Consider the following 17,008-nt stretch of genomic DNA (forward strand, 5'->3'; position numbering starts at 1 on the left):
AAAAAACAATGAATCAAAATAATTTATTGGCTGCTTTGCGAGAAAATCGCTTAATGCAAACAGAAGAACAAGTTATCAATTTTGAAAATGCTTTAGCTGAACTAGCTGAAAATCCTGATGAAAATAATTTATCTGCATATCATCTAATTTTAGATGACCAATGTCAACAGCCAGAAGTGATGTTTAGCTTAATTCATTTTCTGGAATCTTTTGATATGGAAAAACAAATTACAGCATTTATTAATATTGTCCCTCAATTGATGATAACTGCACCTGAATGGACAAGAATTATTCACAACCGAATTTTAAATGATGAGTCAGCGTCTCAAGTTTATCAAAACCTATTACACTCAGCTAATTTAAAAACTCCTCATTTTCTCTACCATCTTTTGGAAGAAAGTATTGTAAACCAACTTAAAGCTAAAGAAAGCTCATTAAGCATCAAAAATAAATAATATTTTATATTTAGAATCCTTTATTTGAGATAAAATACGTAAAACCTAGATTCAGGAGTGCTGTATTTTTAGGAGAAGTTTTAAGAGTTAAATTCATGAGATTTTTACACTTTAATTTTTATATTAATTATAACTGCTAACATTTGTGGGATAAGCTCTCTAGCCTGTCTGGTGCGGGCAAGATGCCCACACCACAAGAACTATATTTTTGCATCATTTTAGTCTAGAATGCTGATATCATGTAGCATTTGCTACTCAAACCACCACTGAGAAGCACAAATTTAGCATTTAAAGTACCCAGTACGGATTTGCTGAGAAAATTTCACAAGGGAATGCAAAATAAAATATTTGGGGCAGTTTGTAAAGAAAATTTACAAAAATTAAATTTTCTCTCAGCCGCTAAAGAGTGGGTACTTGTGGAAATAGACAGTTCACGACCAAAAAATCTACATAGTTCTTAATAAATGAACAGTGCAAACGCAAAACGTTCTAATCTAAAAGCTGACTGGGTTAAATTTACTGGCAGTTTTGTAGGCAGTAATCGCGATACATAAAAACAACTATGTGTCAAGCCTCAAGCAACCCAGACTTAACACATAAATGATTATGATGGGAGTTTTAAAAATCCGATGAGTGTTAAGGCGAGTGGTGGAAGCTCAGTTGCGCGCCCGCAACTATATCAAACCCTAGCTGTAGCAACCATTTCTCAAGCGGAACAACAAGACCGCTTTTTGGGAACTGGTGAATTAAAGGAATTAGCAAGCTATTTTGCATCTGGTGCAAAACGTCTAGAAATTGCTCAAATCCTCACTGATAATTCTGAGATTATCGTATCCCGCGCTGCTAACCGGATTTTCGTGGGTGGTTCGCCAATGGCTTTCTTAGAAAAGCCCAAAGAACCCGAAATGGCAATGGCTGGTGCTGCTGTTGCTGCTGGCGGTGAGATGAGAGAAGGAATGAAACTTGGAACTGTCACCTACGTTGAAACTCGTGGTGGGTTCTTTGAAAATTTACGCTCCATTTTCAACACATCTGCTGGCGGCCCAACTCCTCCAGGCTTTAGACCAATTAACATTGCCCGTTACGGCCCTAGCAATATGTCCAAGAGCTTGCGGGATTTATCCTGGTTCTTGCGCTATGCTACTTATGCGATCGTCGCTGGCGACCCCAACATTATCGCAGTTAATACACGGGGCTTGCGGGAAATTATTGAAAATGCTTGCTCTGGTGAAGCAACTCTAGTAGCTTTACAAGAAATTAAAGCAGCATCCCTGTCTTATTTCCGTAAAGATGCTGAAGCCACAGACATTGTGACTCAGTACATGGATGTGTTGCTGACCGAGTTCAAAGCACCCACACCCTCTACCAAACTGCGTCAACGTCCTTCTGGCGACCAACAAGGTTTACAGCTACCACAAATTTATTTCAACTCGGCTGAAAGAAGACCTAAGTTTGTCATGAAACCTGGGTTATCAGCTAGTGAAAAAATAGAGGTAGTGAAAGCAGCCTATCGGCAAATCTTTGAGCGCGATATTACCCGTGCTTACAGCTTGTCAATCTCTGACTTAGAATCCAAAGTGAAAAATGGCGACATCTCCATGAAGGAGTTTGTGCGTCGTTTGGCAAAATCTCCCCTTTACCAAAAACAGTTTTACCAACCTTTTATTAACAGCCGCGTGATTGAGTTAGCTTTCCGTCACATTTTGGGACGGGGGCCAAGTAGCCGCGAAGAAGTACAAAAATATTTCTCAATTGTGTCTAGCGGCGGTCTACCAGCTTTAGTAGATGCTTTGGTAGATTCTCAAGAATACAGCGACTACTTTGGGGAAGAAACTGTACCTTACCTGCGTGGTTTGGGTCAAGAAGCTCAAGAATGTCGGAACTGGGGGCCACAGCAAGACCTGTTTAACTACAGTGCGCCTTTCCGTAAAGTACCTCAGTTTATTACCACTTTTGCGGCTTACGAACAGCCACTACCCGACCAACACCCCTACGGTTCTGGTAATGACCCCTTAGAAATTCAGTTTGGGGCGATTTTCCCGAAAGAAACCCGCAACCCCAGCACCAGTCCTGCACCTTTTGGTAAGGACACCAGACGCATCTTGATTAACCAAGGCCCTGGTATTAATAACCAATTGAGCAACCCGAAAGCCAGAGGTGTAGCTCCTGGTACTCTAGGCCCGAAAGTGTTCAAGTTGGATCAAATTCCGGCTACTCTGAGCAGAAATACTGGTCAGGGAGCAAGCGTTAAATTCTCTGAAAGCTCTACCCAAGCGGTAATCAGAGCGACCTACTTACAAGTGTTTGGTCGTGACGTTTACGAAGGTCAACGGCTGAAAGTGCAGGAAATTAAGCTGGAAAACGGCGAAATTTCGGTACGGGAATTTGTCCGCGCTTTGGCTAAGTCGGATTTATTCCGTAAGCTGTACTGGACTCCGCTTTATGTATGTAAAGCGATTGAGTACATTCATCGCCGCTTGTTGGGTCGTCCTACCTACGGTCGTCAAGAAAACAACAAGTATTTTGATATCGCTTCTAAGAAAGGTTTATATGCTGTTGTTGATGCGATTCTTGACAGCGTAGAGTACAGCGAAGCTTTTGGGGAAGATACTGTTCCTTACGAACGCTATCTGACTCCTGCGGGTGTGGCACTCAGAAAATTGCGCGTTGGTAGCATCCGTGAAGATGTTGGTGCGAAGGTTGAAAAACAAGAAACACCACGCTTTGTCGAATTGGGTACTGTTGCAGAAACCCGCACTGCACCGGATGTAAACTTCCGCATTAACCAAGGTGTTACCAAGCAACGGGAACAAACGAAAGTCTTCAAGCTGGTAGCTAACACTGTTGATAAAGTTGCTGTTCAAACTCTGATCAATGCAGCTTACCGTCAGATTTTCGAGCGTGATATTGCACCTTACATCGTTGAGAACGAATTTACAACTTTAGAAAGCAAGTTAAGTAACGGCGAAATCACCGTTAAGGAATTTATTGAAGGTTTGGGTTACTCTAACCTCTACCTGAAGGAATTCTACACACCTTACCCCAACACGAAAGTAATTGAGTTGGGTACTAAGCACTTCTTAGGACGCGCACCGATTGATCAAGCTGAAATCCGCAAGTATAACCAAATTTTGGCTACTCAAGGTCTGCGGGCGTTTATTGGTGCTATGGTAAATAGCCAGGAGTACAGCCAGGTATTTGGTGAGGATACTGTTCCTTATCGTCGCTTCCCCACCTTACCTGCGGCTAACTTCCCCAATACCGAGAAGCTATACAATCAACTGACCAAGCAAAACGATGATTTGGTTGTACCTAGCTTTAAGCCTGTGAAAGCGCGGATTGCGTCTGATAAGACACCAATTTTAGCGAAGGCGATCGCAGATTTAGCCGCCCAAGCCAGACAAATGGACAAGAGTAAACCCTTGTTCATTGAATTGGGTCGTTCCTTCAACGATGGCCGCGGACAGTCTGTAGAAGTGGGTGTTGGTACAACTCGCCGTAAACCGATTCGTATTTACCGCCTGACTGATGGTACAAACTCAACAGAAACACAGGTGGTAATTAACGCGATTTACCGTCAGGTAATGGATATATTTAGCGGACAAGTTCCTGACTACCTCCGCCGTTCTGACTTAGACAGTAAATTGCGGAACGGTGAAATTTCCGTGCGTGAGTTTGTGCGGGAACTAGCTAGTTCAGAAATCTATCGCAAACGCTTCTACACACCTTATCCCAACACCAAGGTAATTGAATTCTTGTTCCGTCACCTGTTGGGACGTGCGCCAGCTACCCAAGGCGAAATCCGTCAATATAACAAGTTATTGGCTGATAACGGTTTACGGGCTGCTGTGGAAGCAATTGTTAACAGCGCAGAATACAGCCGCTACTATGGCGAGGATGTAGTTCCATATCCACGCTTCCCATCTCTACCCGCAGGTAACTACTTGGGTAGTGTGCAAGCTGCTGCTGATTTGGTGAAACAATCTTGGTCTAGCTTGTCACCTTCTACTCTCACTGGTAGAGCAGGCGATCGCTAAATTCCTTGAGTTCCGAGATAGGGGACTAGGAACTAGGGACTAGGGACTAGGGACTGGGAAACTTACCCAGTAACCCATCCCCAAGACCCAGTACCAAATCCCCAGTTTTGCCGTGACAACTGTGGGAATCACGGTTAAACTGAAACGAATGTTACAAAGTATTAAGAGCAGTCATAAATGCTCAACAGAATGCCGGAGAATATTTTGCGTAAGGTAGCTGAGTTTAAAGGCTTGTTTAGTTGTGTGAACTAACGCCTACTTGTATGCTGATGACAATAGCAGTTACTTCAGTGAACTGTTGTGTCAAAAACGCGAGAGAATAATCTCAGCAACCAATTTAAAGTCGCACCAGTTTAATCAAAACCTGGTTTTATTTCGTACTGGAGGAATCCATTAATGAGTATCGTCACGAAGTCCATCGTGAATGCTGATGCAGAAGCCCGCTACCTCAGCCCTGGCGAATTAGATCGGATCAAGAGCTTTGTTGCTGGTGGTCAACAACGCCTACGCATCGCTCAAGTTTTGACCGACAACCGCGAGCGCATCGTTAAGCAAGCTGGCGACCAACTGTTCCAAAAACGTCCTGACGTTGTTTCTCCTGGTGGAAACGCTTACGGTAAAGAAATGACCGCTACCTGCCTGCGTGACCTAGACTACTACCTCCGCCTGATCACCTACGGAATCGTTGCTGGTGACGTTACCCCCATCGAAGAAATCGGTATCGTTGGCGTTCGCGAAATGTACAAATCCCTCGGTACTCCCATCGATGCAGTAGCTGGTGGCGTTGCTGCTATGAAGAACGTTGCTGCTGGCATGCTGTCTGCTGAAGACGCATCTGAAGCTGGTGCTTACTTCGACTACGTTGTTGGTGCAATGCAGTAGGTCGAAGCTGTTTCCACGGCACGAACTGAAATCTATTGCAATAAGGTTGGACATAAGGAAATAACAACATGCAAGACGCTATTACCTCTGTAATTAACTCCTCTGACGTTCAAGGTAAGTACCTTGACACCGCAGCTTTAGAAAAACTCAAAGGCTACTTCGCTACAGGCGAACTGCGTGTACGTGCTGCTACCACCATCAGTGCTAACGCAGCTGCGATCGTTAAAGAAGCTGTAGCTAAATCCTTGTTGTACTCTGATATCACCCGTCCCGGTGGTAACATGTACACCACCCGCCGCTACGCTGCTTGTATCCGTGACTTGGATTACTACCTCCGTTACGCTACCTACGCTATGCTAGCTGGCGATCCTTCCATCCTGGATGAGCGCGTACTCAATGGTTTGAAAGAAACCTACAACTCCTTGGGTGTACCCATCGGTGCTACCGTTCAAGCTATCCAAGCAATGAAAGAAGTAACCGCTAGCTTGGTAGGCCCCGACGCTGGTAAAGAAATGGGTGTTTACTTCGACTACATCTCCTCTGGCTTGAGCTAAGAGCTAATTGCACTTAAGTTGTTAGGTGCGGCTTTATTAAGGTCTGGAAATCAACCGTGAGTGCTAGAACGTCTAGTGGCTTATCAAACTAAAATTTAGTTATGAGTGTTAGGTGTCTAGTATTGATGTTTGATTTCCAGACTGGGAGAGATTATTAAATATCTGGGTAAAATACATAACTCCCGTTTTTTTTTGAAATAAAAAAGTTTTTCCATTTATCATAGGAGATTCAACTAATGGCGCGGTTATTTAAAGTTACAGCTTGCGTTCCTAGCCAAACCCGCATTCGTACCCAACGCGAATTACAAAACACCTACTTTACTAAGCTGGTTCCCTACGAAAACTGGTTCCGCGAACAACAAAGAATTCAAAAAATGGGCGGCAAAATCGTTAAAGTGGAATTGGCAACTGGTAAGCAAGGGCTTAATGCTGGTTTGCTGTAATTGCTATGAGTTGAAAATTATTATAGAAAGCTATACAAAGAGGTCTGATTTAGACCTCTTTGTTTTTTTGTTATTAAACGCAGATAAACGCAGATGAACGCAGATGAATTTATGTTTTATTTTGCACTATTCTTATACCGTTTCTTGATGTAGCTTGCGTGGCGTAGCGTTGTAGAGACTTTGCATGCAACGTCTCTACATCATTGATTTGATGCAACTTCGTAGAGAATTGGTATTAATCAGAACAGGTGGGCATTGCCCACAACGTAAAACTACAGCTTTGAGAAATTTCCAGGCAATGCCCACCCTACAAAAATTATCATCAAGGAAAAGGTGCAATCTGCTATGAATTTTGGTGAGTGACGGCGAATGTGGAAATTTTCCCATGAATCAAGTGAAATTTTGAAATTACGATGAAACGTCTTTTATTAATTACAGAAAGATTTGCGCCAGATTTGGGGGGAGTGGCTAGTAGTGCCACACGACTGGTGAGAACATTATGTCAATTGGGTATAGAAACTGATGTTATTACTTGGAGTCGTTATTTACAACCGGGTGAGGTTTTACCGCCAGAGTCTTTAGATATTCAGCCTCGTGTTTATCGTGTGGGTTTATATCGCCATTGGGATATGACTATGCCCCATACTTTAAATTTTTTAGAGTGGCTGCATCAAACTTATAATTATGATGCTGTGTGGGGACATTATCTGTTTCCTAGTGGTTTTTTGGCGACTTGGTTCGCAAAACTTCAGGGAATAGCTAGCACTGTTAGTGCGCGTGGTAATGATGTTGACAGGGAAATGTTTCCGCCTGGAGATTTTGCCCGGTTACAATGGACACTACAACACGCCAATGTGATTACGGCTGTTAGTGGTGATATGGCGCGGAAGATGCGGCTACTGTGTGGGCGTGATGATGTGTTAGTTTTAAAAAACACGGTTGATACAGAAATCTTTTCCCCTGAAAATCAAACTTCCCAGCAATCCACGTCTGTTTTTGCCAGCGAGGAGGAGTTTACACGGATAAACGATAATCTGCGGGATAGTTTGGGAATTGCTTCTGAGGAAGTGGTGCTGGGGTTTTGTGGGGAATTGCGGGAAAAGAAAGGGCAGCAGTTTTTACTCAATGCTTTAACAAGAGTTCGCCAGCAACAACCAGCTTGTCTGTTAATTATTGGCGAAGTTAGGACTTCTCAAGAATCTTTGTTGCAATTGTATGCAACTCATCAGCCAGAAGATGCCCAGCGAGTTATTGTTACTGGGCATTTATCTAACTCTGAAAAAGTTGCTGCCCATCTGCGGTTGTGTGATGTTTATCTTCAGCCTTCTCTGTGGGAGGGTATGCCTAATGCACTATTAGAGGCGATGGCTTGTGGTTGTTGTTGTATTGCTAGTGATGCGGGTGGGATTCCTGAGATTATTTCCCACGGTGAAAACGGGTTTTTGTTGTCTCGTTCCCATCTACATAAGTTGGGTGAGGCTGTTTTGGAATGTTTGGCAATGCCGTTAGGGGAAAAAAGGAGAATTCAGGAAGCAGCACGCGATCGCATCTTAACTGCCCATTCTATCACTCAAGAACTACAACAACTTCAAACTGTCATCGACCGCTTAATCCCTAACTCTTGATAAGCAGCAACTAAAGCCTCACCAGCCCGTCGCCAAGTATAATACTCTTCAATTCGCTGACGGGCATTAATGGCTAATTGAGTTGCTAATTCCCTCTGATTTTGCAAGCGTAACACGGCATCTTTAATTGCTTTAGCTGAACCGGGTTTAACTAATAAAAAATCAACTCCATCTTCTCCTAACTCCCTCACCACCTGTAAATCACTAGCAATTACTGGTGTTCCTGTTGCCATACCTTCTAAAATCTTCAAAGGACAACAACCTTGAATTAAATTGCGATCGCTTGCTGTGAGAGGGGCTAAAATCACATCTGAGTTATGAATATATGTCACCAATTGTTTTTGTGAAATTGGTTCTAAAACAGTCAGATTTTCTGCCACTCCTAACTTTAACGCCAGTTGTTTTAAATTTTTAATCTGATACTCTCTGGCTTGCCCAATTACTGTTAAATTAGCCGGAAAATCTCGATTTATCAACCCTAAAGCTTCAATAGCTAATTTTACACCCTGCCAGGATGAAAGTGTACCAAAATATAACATTTGTAAAGGTACATTGACAATATTACGCTTACTTAATTCATAACTAAATACATCTAAATCCACACCATTAGGAATCACTCTAATTTTATCTGTGGGAATGTTTCTGATTTGGTGCAAATACTCAGCAGTTACTCCACTAGGCGTGACGATTAAATCTGCTGCTGTTAAACAAACTTGTTCTTGGGAATGTAATTTATGTAAAAGTTCTCTGTCATCCACAACCGCAGGATAACGATACTTTAACTCGATGGAAGGTAAACCATTGACTTCAAAAATTAACTTGTCACAATATTGCTTTTTGTTAAGGGCAATGACTAAGCCTTCGTAAATTGAGCGAATATGTATAGCATCAAATCGCTTTCCTTCCAACCATCCACGCAACAGACGACGAAAGTACAAAACTCGCTGAATTAAATTTTCACCCAAAGCTGGCAACATGGTTTGCATAACTTGTGGATGAATGTGGTGATAATTTATTAGTTCGGCTGTAGGAGAAACTGTTAATAAATGTATATCACCAAAAGCTGCTGCTAAAACTTGAGAAAAAGCCTCAATATGGATAGCAGCACCCTTTGGTGCGGGTACGGTATCAAAGGAAATATACGCTATTTTTGATTGATTCATAAAAGTTTAATCTCGTTGACACTTAATTTTTTGTTTGGTATACTGGCGGCGTTTTATACCGTTTTGATGTCAAAAATATTGTTACAAAAATCAGCATTGTTGCAAAAAATTAAGCAATTGAGTTAATGGACTTAAGATAATATGCCCATTGAATTAGAGAAATTTCGCAAAGAATTAATTTATGAAGAGACTGCACCAATTACAGTGATTACCACTGATTTGGATGATTTGTCAGCCCTTGATAAACTGGCAGAGTTAAAACAACAGAAGTATGGTTCAACAGCACTTTACTATTTTTTAGGGTTATTAACCTTAAGTGTTCTGACTTTTATTGTATTTATTTTTGGCATCGAAAAAGCATTTATTAATATAGCTGTTGTTGTATTAATTACGGGCTGCATTGGTTTGGGTATTGCTTGGATTTATTACTTGAACATGAGTAATAAATATAAGAAATTGAATCTTAGTAATTATCGATATGATTTAACTAAAAGTCTTTTGCAGATGCTAGCGAGAGATATGGATGAAACAGCTTCCATATATGTCAGGCTAAGTTTCAAGAAAACTGAGAGAGATGATCATAAAAACAATACAATACCACACCCTTACAAATTTGGATTTAAAATAGATATTTATGAGAATGAATGGTTAAAAATTAAAGGTAGTTTTTTAGATAAGACTCGATTTTTCTTAAATACTAATGAAGTTTGTAAAAAACAATATGGCTATAAGCGTAGCCGGAGTGGTAAGAGTAAATACAAGTCGAAAGTTAAATCTTATGGTTTAGAAGTAAATTTAAGTTTAACTTATCCTCAGCGTCGCTACGGTGCAGTTAAAGGTTTAAAAAATGATGTAATTAAAGCCATAAAGCTACCACCAGCATCAACGCTGAGAAGAATAAAAGTTACAGATAAGGTAATATATCTTCTCGTCAGAATTCCGCCTGAGTTTGCTGAAAATAAAGATAAAGTTTACCAAACAATTACATCAATGTTTTTGAGTGTTTATCAGGTACTTAATTTAGCTAAAATGCTATCTAAATAATATGACAAAACAACTTGTCAAATTTATCATTTGTTGCTTCTTGCTGACATCGATTTTTAGCTGTACTAACAATCAAGTTAATCATACGACATCTAGTAGCAATAACCAAGCAACAACAACTGTAGCTAGCGTTGCTGAAACTACAGAGAAAATTAAGTTTAAAACCGCAGGTGATACAGATTTATTTTCTCTGAAACAACAAGCTGATGGTTCAAAGTTAGTTGATGGCAATAATCAGGAAATTGCCAGAATTAAAGCTGATAAATCGGGAAAGATTAAAATTAAAAATGCTCAAGAAAAAGTTTTAGGCTATGTAGTTAGTGCGCCAGGTGCTTGGATATTAAAAAATCCCGAACAAAATCAAGATTTATTTACTTTCAAACGTCAGAGTGATAGTGACTATCAATTAGAAGATGCAAATAAAAAATTAGTCTATAGAATTCAAAGCAGTCAGAATGGTTTAGAAATTGCAACACCTGATAAAAAGTTAGTTTATCAAGTGAAAATTAAAGATGGGAAAATGTCTTTAAGAAATCCATCAGGAAGAACAATTTTCTCGACAAAATCAAGTATGTCTCCCATTGCGGTTGCTTGCTTTGGTTTAGATGCACTCACCCGCGAACAACAAGCAGCTTTAGCTTATGCTGTAAATTTAACAGGAGGTAAATAAATTGTGCAGATTCAGCTAAATTGGATAGATCCGAATACAGGCGATCGCAGACAACCATTATTACAGATACCCGTGGCAATTGGCAAAGAATTCGCAGCTATGCCACCAGAAATTAATCATCAACAAGTTTCTAGAATTGTCATTCAAGATGACTTAGTTGCAGCTTATCATGCTTTAATAACTTGGGAAAATCAAGAGTTAATTATTCTTGACCAAAATACAAGTAATGGCATTAAAATCAATGGTGTACAGTTAACCACTGCTAACTTGAAAGATGGCGATCGCATCCAAATTGGTAACTGTGAAATTATCATCAACTATACAGCGACGGCTTGGGTGTGCGATCGCATGGTAGGATTTCTGTTTAAACGTGCTTGTGGACGCACTGATACCACAGGTTGTCCTTACTGTCAACAGACTTACGAAGAAGACTACGCCTATTATTCTAACTATGGTGATTATCGCTATCAGTCTTGGAGTAGTGACTACTACTATAACCGCGATCGCTATAACTATGACCCTGAAACTGGTAATATAGACTTTACAGAAGCCGATGCTATCAGTTTAGAAACTGAAAGAGATAGCGATTTTGAACGGTATATGGGAGCAAGTTAATTTAAAATCCCAAAGCCAGACAATCTTTACTAATGACTAATGACTAATAACTAATGAATTTTGACTAAAACTTGGTTAATTTACGCCCTTGGTGGTGGTTGGGGACATTTAAACCGGGCTTTATCTTTGGGGAGAATTGCAGTTAACCAAAGAAAAGTCGAAATTATTACAAATAGCCCTTATGCAAAGCACATCCATAATCAAGGGTGCTTATTACATAGCATTCCACATTATACAGGTTTTGCTGCAACTTGTCTACAAGTACAAGAAATTTTATTAAACACTGACTATGATTGCTTAATTGTTGACACCTTTCCGAGAGGATTGGGGGGTGAATTGGTGGATATTTTACCGCGACTGCATAGTATACCTCGGATTCTGATTCATCGAGATATTAATCCCCGCTATGTGATTGAGAAAGACTTGCGTTCATTTGTGGTAAAAAATTTTCAGGCGGTGATTGTACCAGGGGAAGGAAAAGATTTACCCTTGGGTGACTTACCGGGAGTGATACATACAGCACCGTGGTTAGTGCGGAATGCTGGGGAACTACTGGATAAAAAAACCGTGCGATCGCATATCCTCAGAGTTGATGATACTCAGAAAATTATCCTAGTTTGTGCAGCAGGACAAGCATCCGAGTTAGCGTTATTTAGTCAACTCACCCTGAAACTACATCAAACCTTCCCAGAATGCGCCGTGAGAATTTTAACACCCCATAGTCCCCAAGATGAGCTTAAAGATTTATGGGTATTTCATCATCCAGGGATAGAATGTTTAGCCGCAGCCGATGTAATTGTAGGTGGTGCAGGTTATAACACAGTTTACGAATGTGCAGCTGTGGGTGTACCGTTGGTAGCATTACCATTAGCGCGATTGTACGATCGCCAACACAAAAGAGTCAGCAGAAGTTATGCAGTCAAAAACATTCAGGAGGTGCTAACCACAGTCAACCAACTGCTACAAACCAGACAACCAGCAAATAAACCACCTATCCCAACTTATACTAATGGTGCGATCGCTGCCGTACATCACATCATCAATTACGAGTTATAAATTACAAGTGTAATATTTAATATATCTAGCCTTTTCTAATCTTATCTGCGTTTATCTGCGTCCATCTGCGTTCAATTTTAACTAATTTACCTATACTGAATCGTGAATCTACGCAACCTGATTCCAATTTTTGATAATTCCGTCACCGAATGGGGATTAGAAGCGCGGTTACTGCGCTGGTTAACATTTACTTGGCTATTTGTCGGATTAATTATTTTATTTTCCGCATCCTATGTAGTAGCCGATGTGCGTCAAGATGATGGTTTATTCTACTTTAAACGCCAAGTCGTTTGGGGATTAGCCGCCCTAGTAGGATTTAATCTGATTGTGAATCAACCCTTGCAAAAAATCATCAATGTATCTCATTGGTGGTTAGGGTTATTTTTATTGTTAATTTTTTTAACTCTCGTGCCAGGATTAGGCAAAAAAGCCTTTGATGCAGCCCGTTGGATAGCAATAGGGCCGATTCCAGTGCAACCCTCAGAACTAATTAAACCATTTTTAGTATTGCAAAGTGCGCGTCTATTTGGTCAATGGGAAAGAATACCTTGGCGAGTGCGATTTACTTGGCTGGGGATTTTTGGCTTAGTAATTTTAGGAATTCTCGCCCAACCTAACTTGAGTACAGCATCGCTGTGTGGTATGACTATATGGCTAATTGCGCTAGCTGCTGGTTTACCTTACAAATACCTAGGAGGAACAGCAATTGGTGGGTTCTTATTAGGATTACTCAGTATCAGTATTAAAGAATATCAACGTAGACGGGTAATGTCATTTCTCAACCCTTGGGCGGATGCAACAGGAGATGGCTATCAATTGGTACAAAGCCTTTTAGCCATTGGTTCTGGTAAAATTTGGGGTGCTGGCTTTGGAATGTCGCAACAAAAGCTGTTTTACTTACCAATTCAGGATACAGATTTTATTTTTGCCGTCTTCGCCGAAGAATTTGGTTTTATTGGCAGTATTGTACTGTTGCTGATGTTAGCCACATTTGCGACTTTAGGGTTAATTGTGGCATTAAAGGCGAAAAATCCCATACATCGATTAGTAGCGATGGGGATTACTATTGTCATGGTAGGACAATCACTGTTACACATTGCAGTAGCCACAGGAGCATTACCAACTACAGGCTTACCCTTACCCATGTTTAGTTATGGTGGTAACTCCATGATTGCCAGTTTAATCGGTGCTGCATTGCTAATTAGAGTCGCGCGGGAAAGCAGCGAAGCGGAGGTACTACCCTTAATAAGACCCCAGGAAAAGAATCCCCGTCAACGTCGGCGAAGTTTAAGATAAAATAAATCTACATTAACCCTAAAAAATTCGTTATGATTGGCACTCATGTAGTATGATTACTGGCTAATTTTACAAATCACAGTGCCATGACTTGGTTTTCCTTATCAGGGAGAAGATGGGGACGGGTAACAAAATTTCTGTCTTTGTTCTCTCTATGTTTATTGTTAGTTATCAGTTGCGGACAGCAACCACAAACAACTAATGTATCTTCTAGTTCAGGAAGTACAGCTGCGGGTGATGGACGGATTACTATAGGGACAACATCCAAACCGAGAACTTTAGATCCAGCCGATGCTTATGAATTAGCGTCCTTGGGTTTAGTATTTAATATGAGCGATCGCCTCTATACTTACGAACCAGGAAGCACAGAAATTAAACCACAACTAGCAACAGCATTACCAAAAGTCAGCGCAGACGGCTTAACTTACACAATTCCTCTGCGTCAAGAAGTCGTATTTCATGATGGCACACCCTTCAACGCCAAAGCAATGGAATTTAGCATCAAGCGATTCATTGAAAACAAGGGTAAACCGTCCTTCTTACTAGCCGACACAGTAGACTCAGTAGCCGCCACAGGCGATTATGAACTAACAATTAAGCTGAAAAAACCTTTTGCAGCTTTTCCTTCCCTCCTAGCCTTTTCTGGCGTGTGTGCTGTTTCACCCACAGCGTATGAACTGGGCGCAGGGAAATTTAAACCAGATATTTTTGTGGGAACAGGGCCTTATAAATTGGCGCAGTATGGTACAGACTCCTTGCGTCTAGATGTGTTTGATAAATATTGGGGAGAAAAACCAGCAAATAACGGAATTAATTTGCAAATTCAAACTAGCCCAGTCAACTTGTTTAATGCTTTCCGTACCAATGCGGTAGATGTAGCGTACTTGTCACTACAACCTGATCAAATTCGTAGCTTAGAAGAAGGTGCGAAAAAAGGAGATTGGCAAGCGATTACGGCGCAAGGTAGTGTAGTCAGTTATCTGGTATTAAATCGCAATCAAAAACCATTAGATCAACCAGAAGTGAGACAGGCGATCGCTGCTATAATTGAACGACCCTTATTAAATGAGCGAGTCTTATACAGTCAAGCCGACCCGCTTTATAGCATGATTCCCACCACATTCAATGTTTCCCAACCATTATTTAAAGATAAATATGGCGATGGTAACTTTGAAAAAGCAAAACAATTGTTAACTGCTGCTGGTTACTCCAAAGAAAATCCAGTCAAAATTCCCGTTTGGTATCCTTCCAGTTCACCCACGCGCAGTTTAGCAGCACAAACATTAAAATCCCTTGCCGATACCAGAATGGAAGGCATAGTACAATTAGAAGTCAACACAGTAGAAGGCGCGACATTTTTTAAAGACATTTCCAAAGGTTTATATCCCGCCGCATTACTAGATTGGTATCCAGACTTTCTCGATCCAGATAACTACGTGCAACCATTCTTATATTGCCAAAAAGGCTCAGAAACTAAAGGTTGTGAAGACGGTGGAAGTCAAACTCAGGGGTCGTTTTACTATAGCGAAACCATGAATAAATTAATTGACGACCAACGTCAAGAACAAAATCCCGAAGCCAGACAGAAGATTTTTGAGCAAATTCAAACACAAGTAGTGAATGATGTTCCTTACGTTCCCCTATGGCAAAACAAAGATTATGTATTTGCCCAAAAAGGTGTAAGTAACGTCAAACTAGACCCCACCCAAAACTTAATTTATCGCACCATCAAGAAATAATAATTGGGTAATTCGTAATGTCTAATTATGAATTACCCTTCAAGTGAGGTACAGTCAGAAGGGAACGCAGATAAACGCAGAGAGAAGTCTGAGCGGCGGCTTCCGCCGTAGACGCGCAAGCGGCTTGTCGTAGACATCAGAACTTCTCCTAACGGAGACGCTGCGCGAACGGTGTAAACGCAGATAAATCTGTAGCTTAGTAGATTAGAAAACGCTGTATTAATTTTGAATTTTGAATTTTGAATTATTATGTCTCGTTCTAAAGCTTTACAATATTACATTTTATCCAGGTTGCTGCTAGCACCACTCCAGTTATTAACCATCATTACCATAGTATTTTTATTACTAAGAGCCACACCAGGCGACCCAGCCGATGCGATTTTAGGGGGACGTGCGCCAGAAGCAGCTAAAGAAGAATTACGAAAACAATTAGGATTAAATTTACCCTTGTGGCTGCAATATCTCAATTACTTAGGTAATGTACTTCGGTTTGATTTAGGAACATCATTAACCAGCCGAGGACAGCAAGTTTGGAATATTATTGCACAACATTTTCCCGCAACCGTAGAGTTAGCAATATCTAGTATGTTAGTTGCGCTGATTGTTGGCGTTATCGTTGGTATACTGTCAGCATCTCGGCCTGGAACATCCTTTGATATTGGCGGAAGATTATTTGGAATTATCACTTACGCACTACCAATGTTTTGGGCAGGAATGCTATTACAATTAATTTTCTCAGTGCAACTCGGTTGGTTTCCTAACTCCAACCGCTTTCCCCCCAACCTTGACCCTCCCATAACAATTACAGGACTATACACCATTGATAGCTTACTCAGAGCTAACTTTACTCAGTTTTTTGCATCCTTACATCATTTAGCCCTTCCCAGCCTCACACTAGGAATTTTGCTGAGTGGAATTTTTGAAAGAATAGTCAGAGTTAACCTAAAACAGACCCTACGAGCCGACTACGTAGAAGCCGCTAGAGCCAGAGGAATCACTGAAAACAAAATTTTAGTCTCCCATGCCTTAAAAAACGCCTTAATTCCCGTAATCACCGTCTTAGGTTTAACCTTTGCCTCCCTATTAGGAGGTGCGATTTTAACCGAAGTGACATTTTCTTGGCCAGGGCTAGCAAATAGACTATATCAAGCCATCGCCGATCGCGATTATCCCACAGTTCAAGGCGTGCTAGTCTTCTTTGGAGCGATCGTCGTCAGTGCCAGCATACTAATTGACATACTCAACGCCTATGTTGACCCACGCATTCGCTACTAAAAATTGACTCTCCCCTAACCCACCACCTCAAAACAAACCTCCGCGCCCCTCCGCGTTTAAAAAACCAAAGTAGACACAGGCGCACTCTTCATTGTGCGCCTTTACTGTATAGATTTTCTTTATAGTGCAGAATTCAAGAAAATACAGCAGATAT

At 40.9% G+C, this 17,008-nt stretch carries 14 protein-coding genes; 13 read left to right on the top strand and 1 reads right to left on the bottom strand.

Going from position 1 to position 17,008, the window contains the following annotated elements; translation table 11 throughout:
* The first annotated feature begins 8 nt into the window (after positions 1 to 8).
* The 6 genes from AACS98_RS13740 to AACS98_RS13765 all read left to right on the top strand — a co-directional run bounded on the left by AACS98_RS13740 (position 9) and on the right by AACS98_RS13765 (position 7,996).
* Positions 9 to 455, top strand: a complete 447-nt coding sequence (locus tag AACS98_RS13740; RefSeq protein ID WP_066380681.1) for an Imm30 family immunity protein — start codon at positions 9 to 11, stop codon at positions 453 to 455.
* A gap of 629 nt (positions 456 to 1,084) precedes the next feature.
* Positions 1,085 to 4,492 (top strand): phycobilisome rod-core linker polypeptide, encoded by a 3,408-nt coding sequence (locus tag AACS98_RS13745; RefSeq protein ID WP_066380683.1) that lies wholly within the window; start codon positions 1,085 to 1,087, stop codon positions 4,490 to 4,492.
* A gap of 396 nt (positions 4,493 to 4,888) precedes the next feature.
* On the top strand, positions 4,889 to 5,374 hold the full coding sequence (apcA, locus tag AACS98_RS13750) for an allophycocyanin subunit alpha (RefSeq protein WP_066380685.1): 486 nt from the start codon (positions 4,889 to 4,891) through the stop codon (positions 5,372 to 5,374).
* Between the two features lie 68 nt (positions 5,375 to 5,442).
* On the top strand, positions 5,443 to 5,928 hold the full coding sequence (gene apcB / locus AACS98_RS13755) for an allophycocyanin subunit beta (RefSeq protein ID WP_015141457.1): 486 nt from the start codon (positions 5,443 to 5,445) through the stop codon (positions 5,926 to 5,928).
* Between the two features lie 236 nt (positions 5,929 to 6,164).
* Positions 6,165 to 6,371 (top strand): phycobilisome linker polypeptide, encoded by a 207-nt coding sequence (locus tag AACS98_RS13760; RefSeq protein WP_066380687.1) that lies wholly within the window; start codon positions 6,165 to 6,167, stop codon positions 6,369 to 6,371.
* Positions 6,372 to 6,784: 413 nt separating this feature from the next.
* Entirely contained in the window at positions 6,785 to 7,996 is a 1,212-nt protein-coding gene (locus AACS98_RS13765) for a glycosyltransferase (RefSeq protein ID WP_066380689.1), read from the top strand.
* Here the strand turns inward: AACS98_RS13765 and AACS98_RS13770 are convergent.
* Positions 7,960 to 9,159: a glycosyltransferase family 4 protein gene (locus AACS98_RS13770; RefSeq protein WP_066380691.1), complete on the bottom strand. Its 1,200-nt coding sequence runs from the start codon at positions 9,157 to 9,159 to the stop codon at positions 7,960 to 7,962. The two genes, AACS98_RS13765 and AACS98_RS13770, sit on opposite strands and share 37 nt — an antisense overlap.
* A 141-nt stretch (positions 9,160 to 9,300) precedes the next feature.
* On the opposite strand from AACS98_RS13770, the gene AACS98_RS13775 reads away from it, so the two are divergent.
* The 7 genes from AACS98_RS13775 to AACS98_RS13805 all read left to right on the top strand — a co-directional run bounded on the left by AACS98_RS13775 (position 9,301) and on the right by AACS98_RS13805 (position 16,854).
* On the top strand, positions 9,301 to 10,203 hold the full coding sequence (locus AACS98_RS13775; protein WP_066380693.1) for a hypothetical protein: 903 nt from the start codon (positions 9,301 to 9,303) through the stop codon (positions 10,201 to 10,203).
* A 1-nt stretch (position 10,204) separates the two neighbouring features.
* Positions 10,205 to 10,873, top strand: a complete 669-nt coding sequence (locus AACS98_RS13780; protein WP_066380695.1) for a hypothetical protein — start codon at positions 10,205 to 10,207, stop codon at positions 10,871 to 10,873.
* Positions 10,874 to 10,876: 3 nt separating this feature from the next.
* Positions 10,877 to 11,488: an FHA domain-containing protein gene (locus tag AACS98_RS13785; protein WP_066380697.1), complete on the top strand. Its 612-nt coding sequence runs from the start codon at positions 10,877 to 10,879 to the stop codon at positions 11,486 to 11,488.
* 60 nt (positions 11,489 to 11,548) lie between these two features.
* Positions 11,549 to 12,544: a glycosyltransferase gene (locus AACS98_RS13790; protein ID WP_066380699.1), complete on the top strand. Its 996-nt coding sequence runs from the start codon at positions 11,549 to 11,551 to the stop codon at positions 12,542 to 12,544.
* A 102-nt stretch (positions 12,545 to 12,646) separates the two neighbouring features.
* On the top strand, positions 12,647 to 13,840 hold the full coding sequence (locus AACS98_RS13795; protein ID WP_066380701.1) for an FtsW/RodA/SpoVE family cell cycle protein: 1,194 nt from the start codon (positions 12,647 to 12,649) through the stop codon (positions 13,838 to 13,840).
* 86 nt (positions 13,841 to 13,926) lie between these two features.
* Positions 13,927 to 15,579, top strand: coding sequence for an ABC transporter substrate-binding protein (locus AACS98_RS13800; protein ID WP_066380702.1), 1,653 nt, complete (start codon positions 13,927 to 13,929; stop codon positions 15,577 to 15,579).
* Between the two features lie 249 nt (positions 15,580 to 15,828).
* Positions 15,829 to 16,854 (top strand): ABC transporter permease, encoded by a 1,026-nt coding sequence (locus tag AACS98_RS13805; protein ID WP_066380704.1) that lies wholly within the window; start codon positions 15,829 to 15,831, stop codon positions 16,852 to 16,854.
* The last annotated feature ends 154 nt before the right edge of the window (positions 16,855 to 17,008 follow it).

It is taken from the genome of Anabaena sp. CA = ATCC 33047, assembly GCF_963870205.1.
Taxonomy (GTDB): Bacteria; Cyanobacteriota; Cyanobacteriia; order Cyanobacteriales; family Nostocaceae; genus Trichormus.

Bases quoted from the DNA above. Each gene is read 5' to 3' on its own strand.
- AACS98_RS13740 (WP_066380681.1), top strand. From the start codon at position 9: ATGAATCAAAATAATTTATTGGCTGCTTTGCGAGAAAATCGCTTAATG.
- AACS98_RS13745 (WP_066380683.1), top strand. From the start codon at position 1,085: ATGAGTGTTAAGGCGAGTGGTGGAAGCTCAGTTGCGCGCCCGCAACTA.
- apcA (WP_066380685.1), top strand. From the start codon at position 4,889: ATGAGTATCGTCACGAAGTCCATCGTGAATGCTGATGCAGAAGCCCGC.
- apcB (WP_015141457.1), top strand. From the start codon at position 5,443: ATGCAAGACGCTATTACCTCTGTAATTAACTCCTCTGACGTTCAAGGT.
- AACS98_RS13760 (WP_066380687.1), top strand. From the start codon at position 6,165: ATGGCGCGGTTATTTAAAGTTACAGCTTGCGTTCCTAGCCAAACCCGC.
- AACS98_RS13765 (WP_066380689.1), top strand. From the start codon at position 6,785: ATGAAACGTCTTTTATTAATTACAGAAAGATTTGCGCCAGATTTGGGG.
- AACS98_RS13770 (WP_066380691.1), bottom strand. From the start codon at position 9,159: ATGAATCAATCAAAAATAGCGTATATTTCCTTTGATACCGTACCCGCA.
- AACS98_RS13775 (WP_066380693.1), top strand. From the start codon at position 9,301: ATGCCCATTGAATTAGAGAAATTTCGCAAAGAATTAATTTATGAAGAG.
- AACS98_RS13780 (WP_066380695.1), top strand. From the start codon at position 10,205: ATGACAAAACAACTTGTCAAATTTATCATTTGTTGCTTCTTGCTGACA.
- AACS98_RS13800 (WP_066380702.1), top strand. From the start codon at position 13,927: ATGACTTGGTTTTCCTTATCAGGGAGAAGATGGGGACGGGTAACAAAA.
- AACS98_RS13805 (WP_066380704.1), top strand. From the start codon at position 15,829: ATGTCTCGTTCTAAAGCTTTACAATATTACATTTTATCCAGGTTGCTG.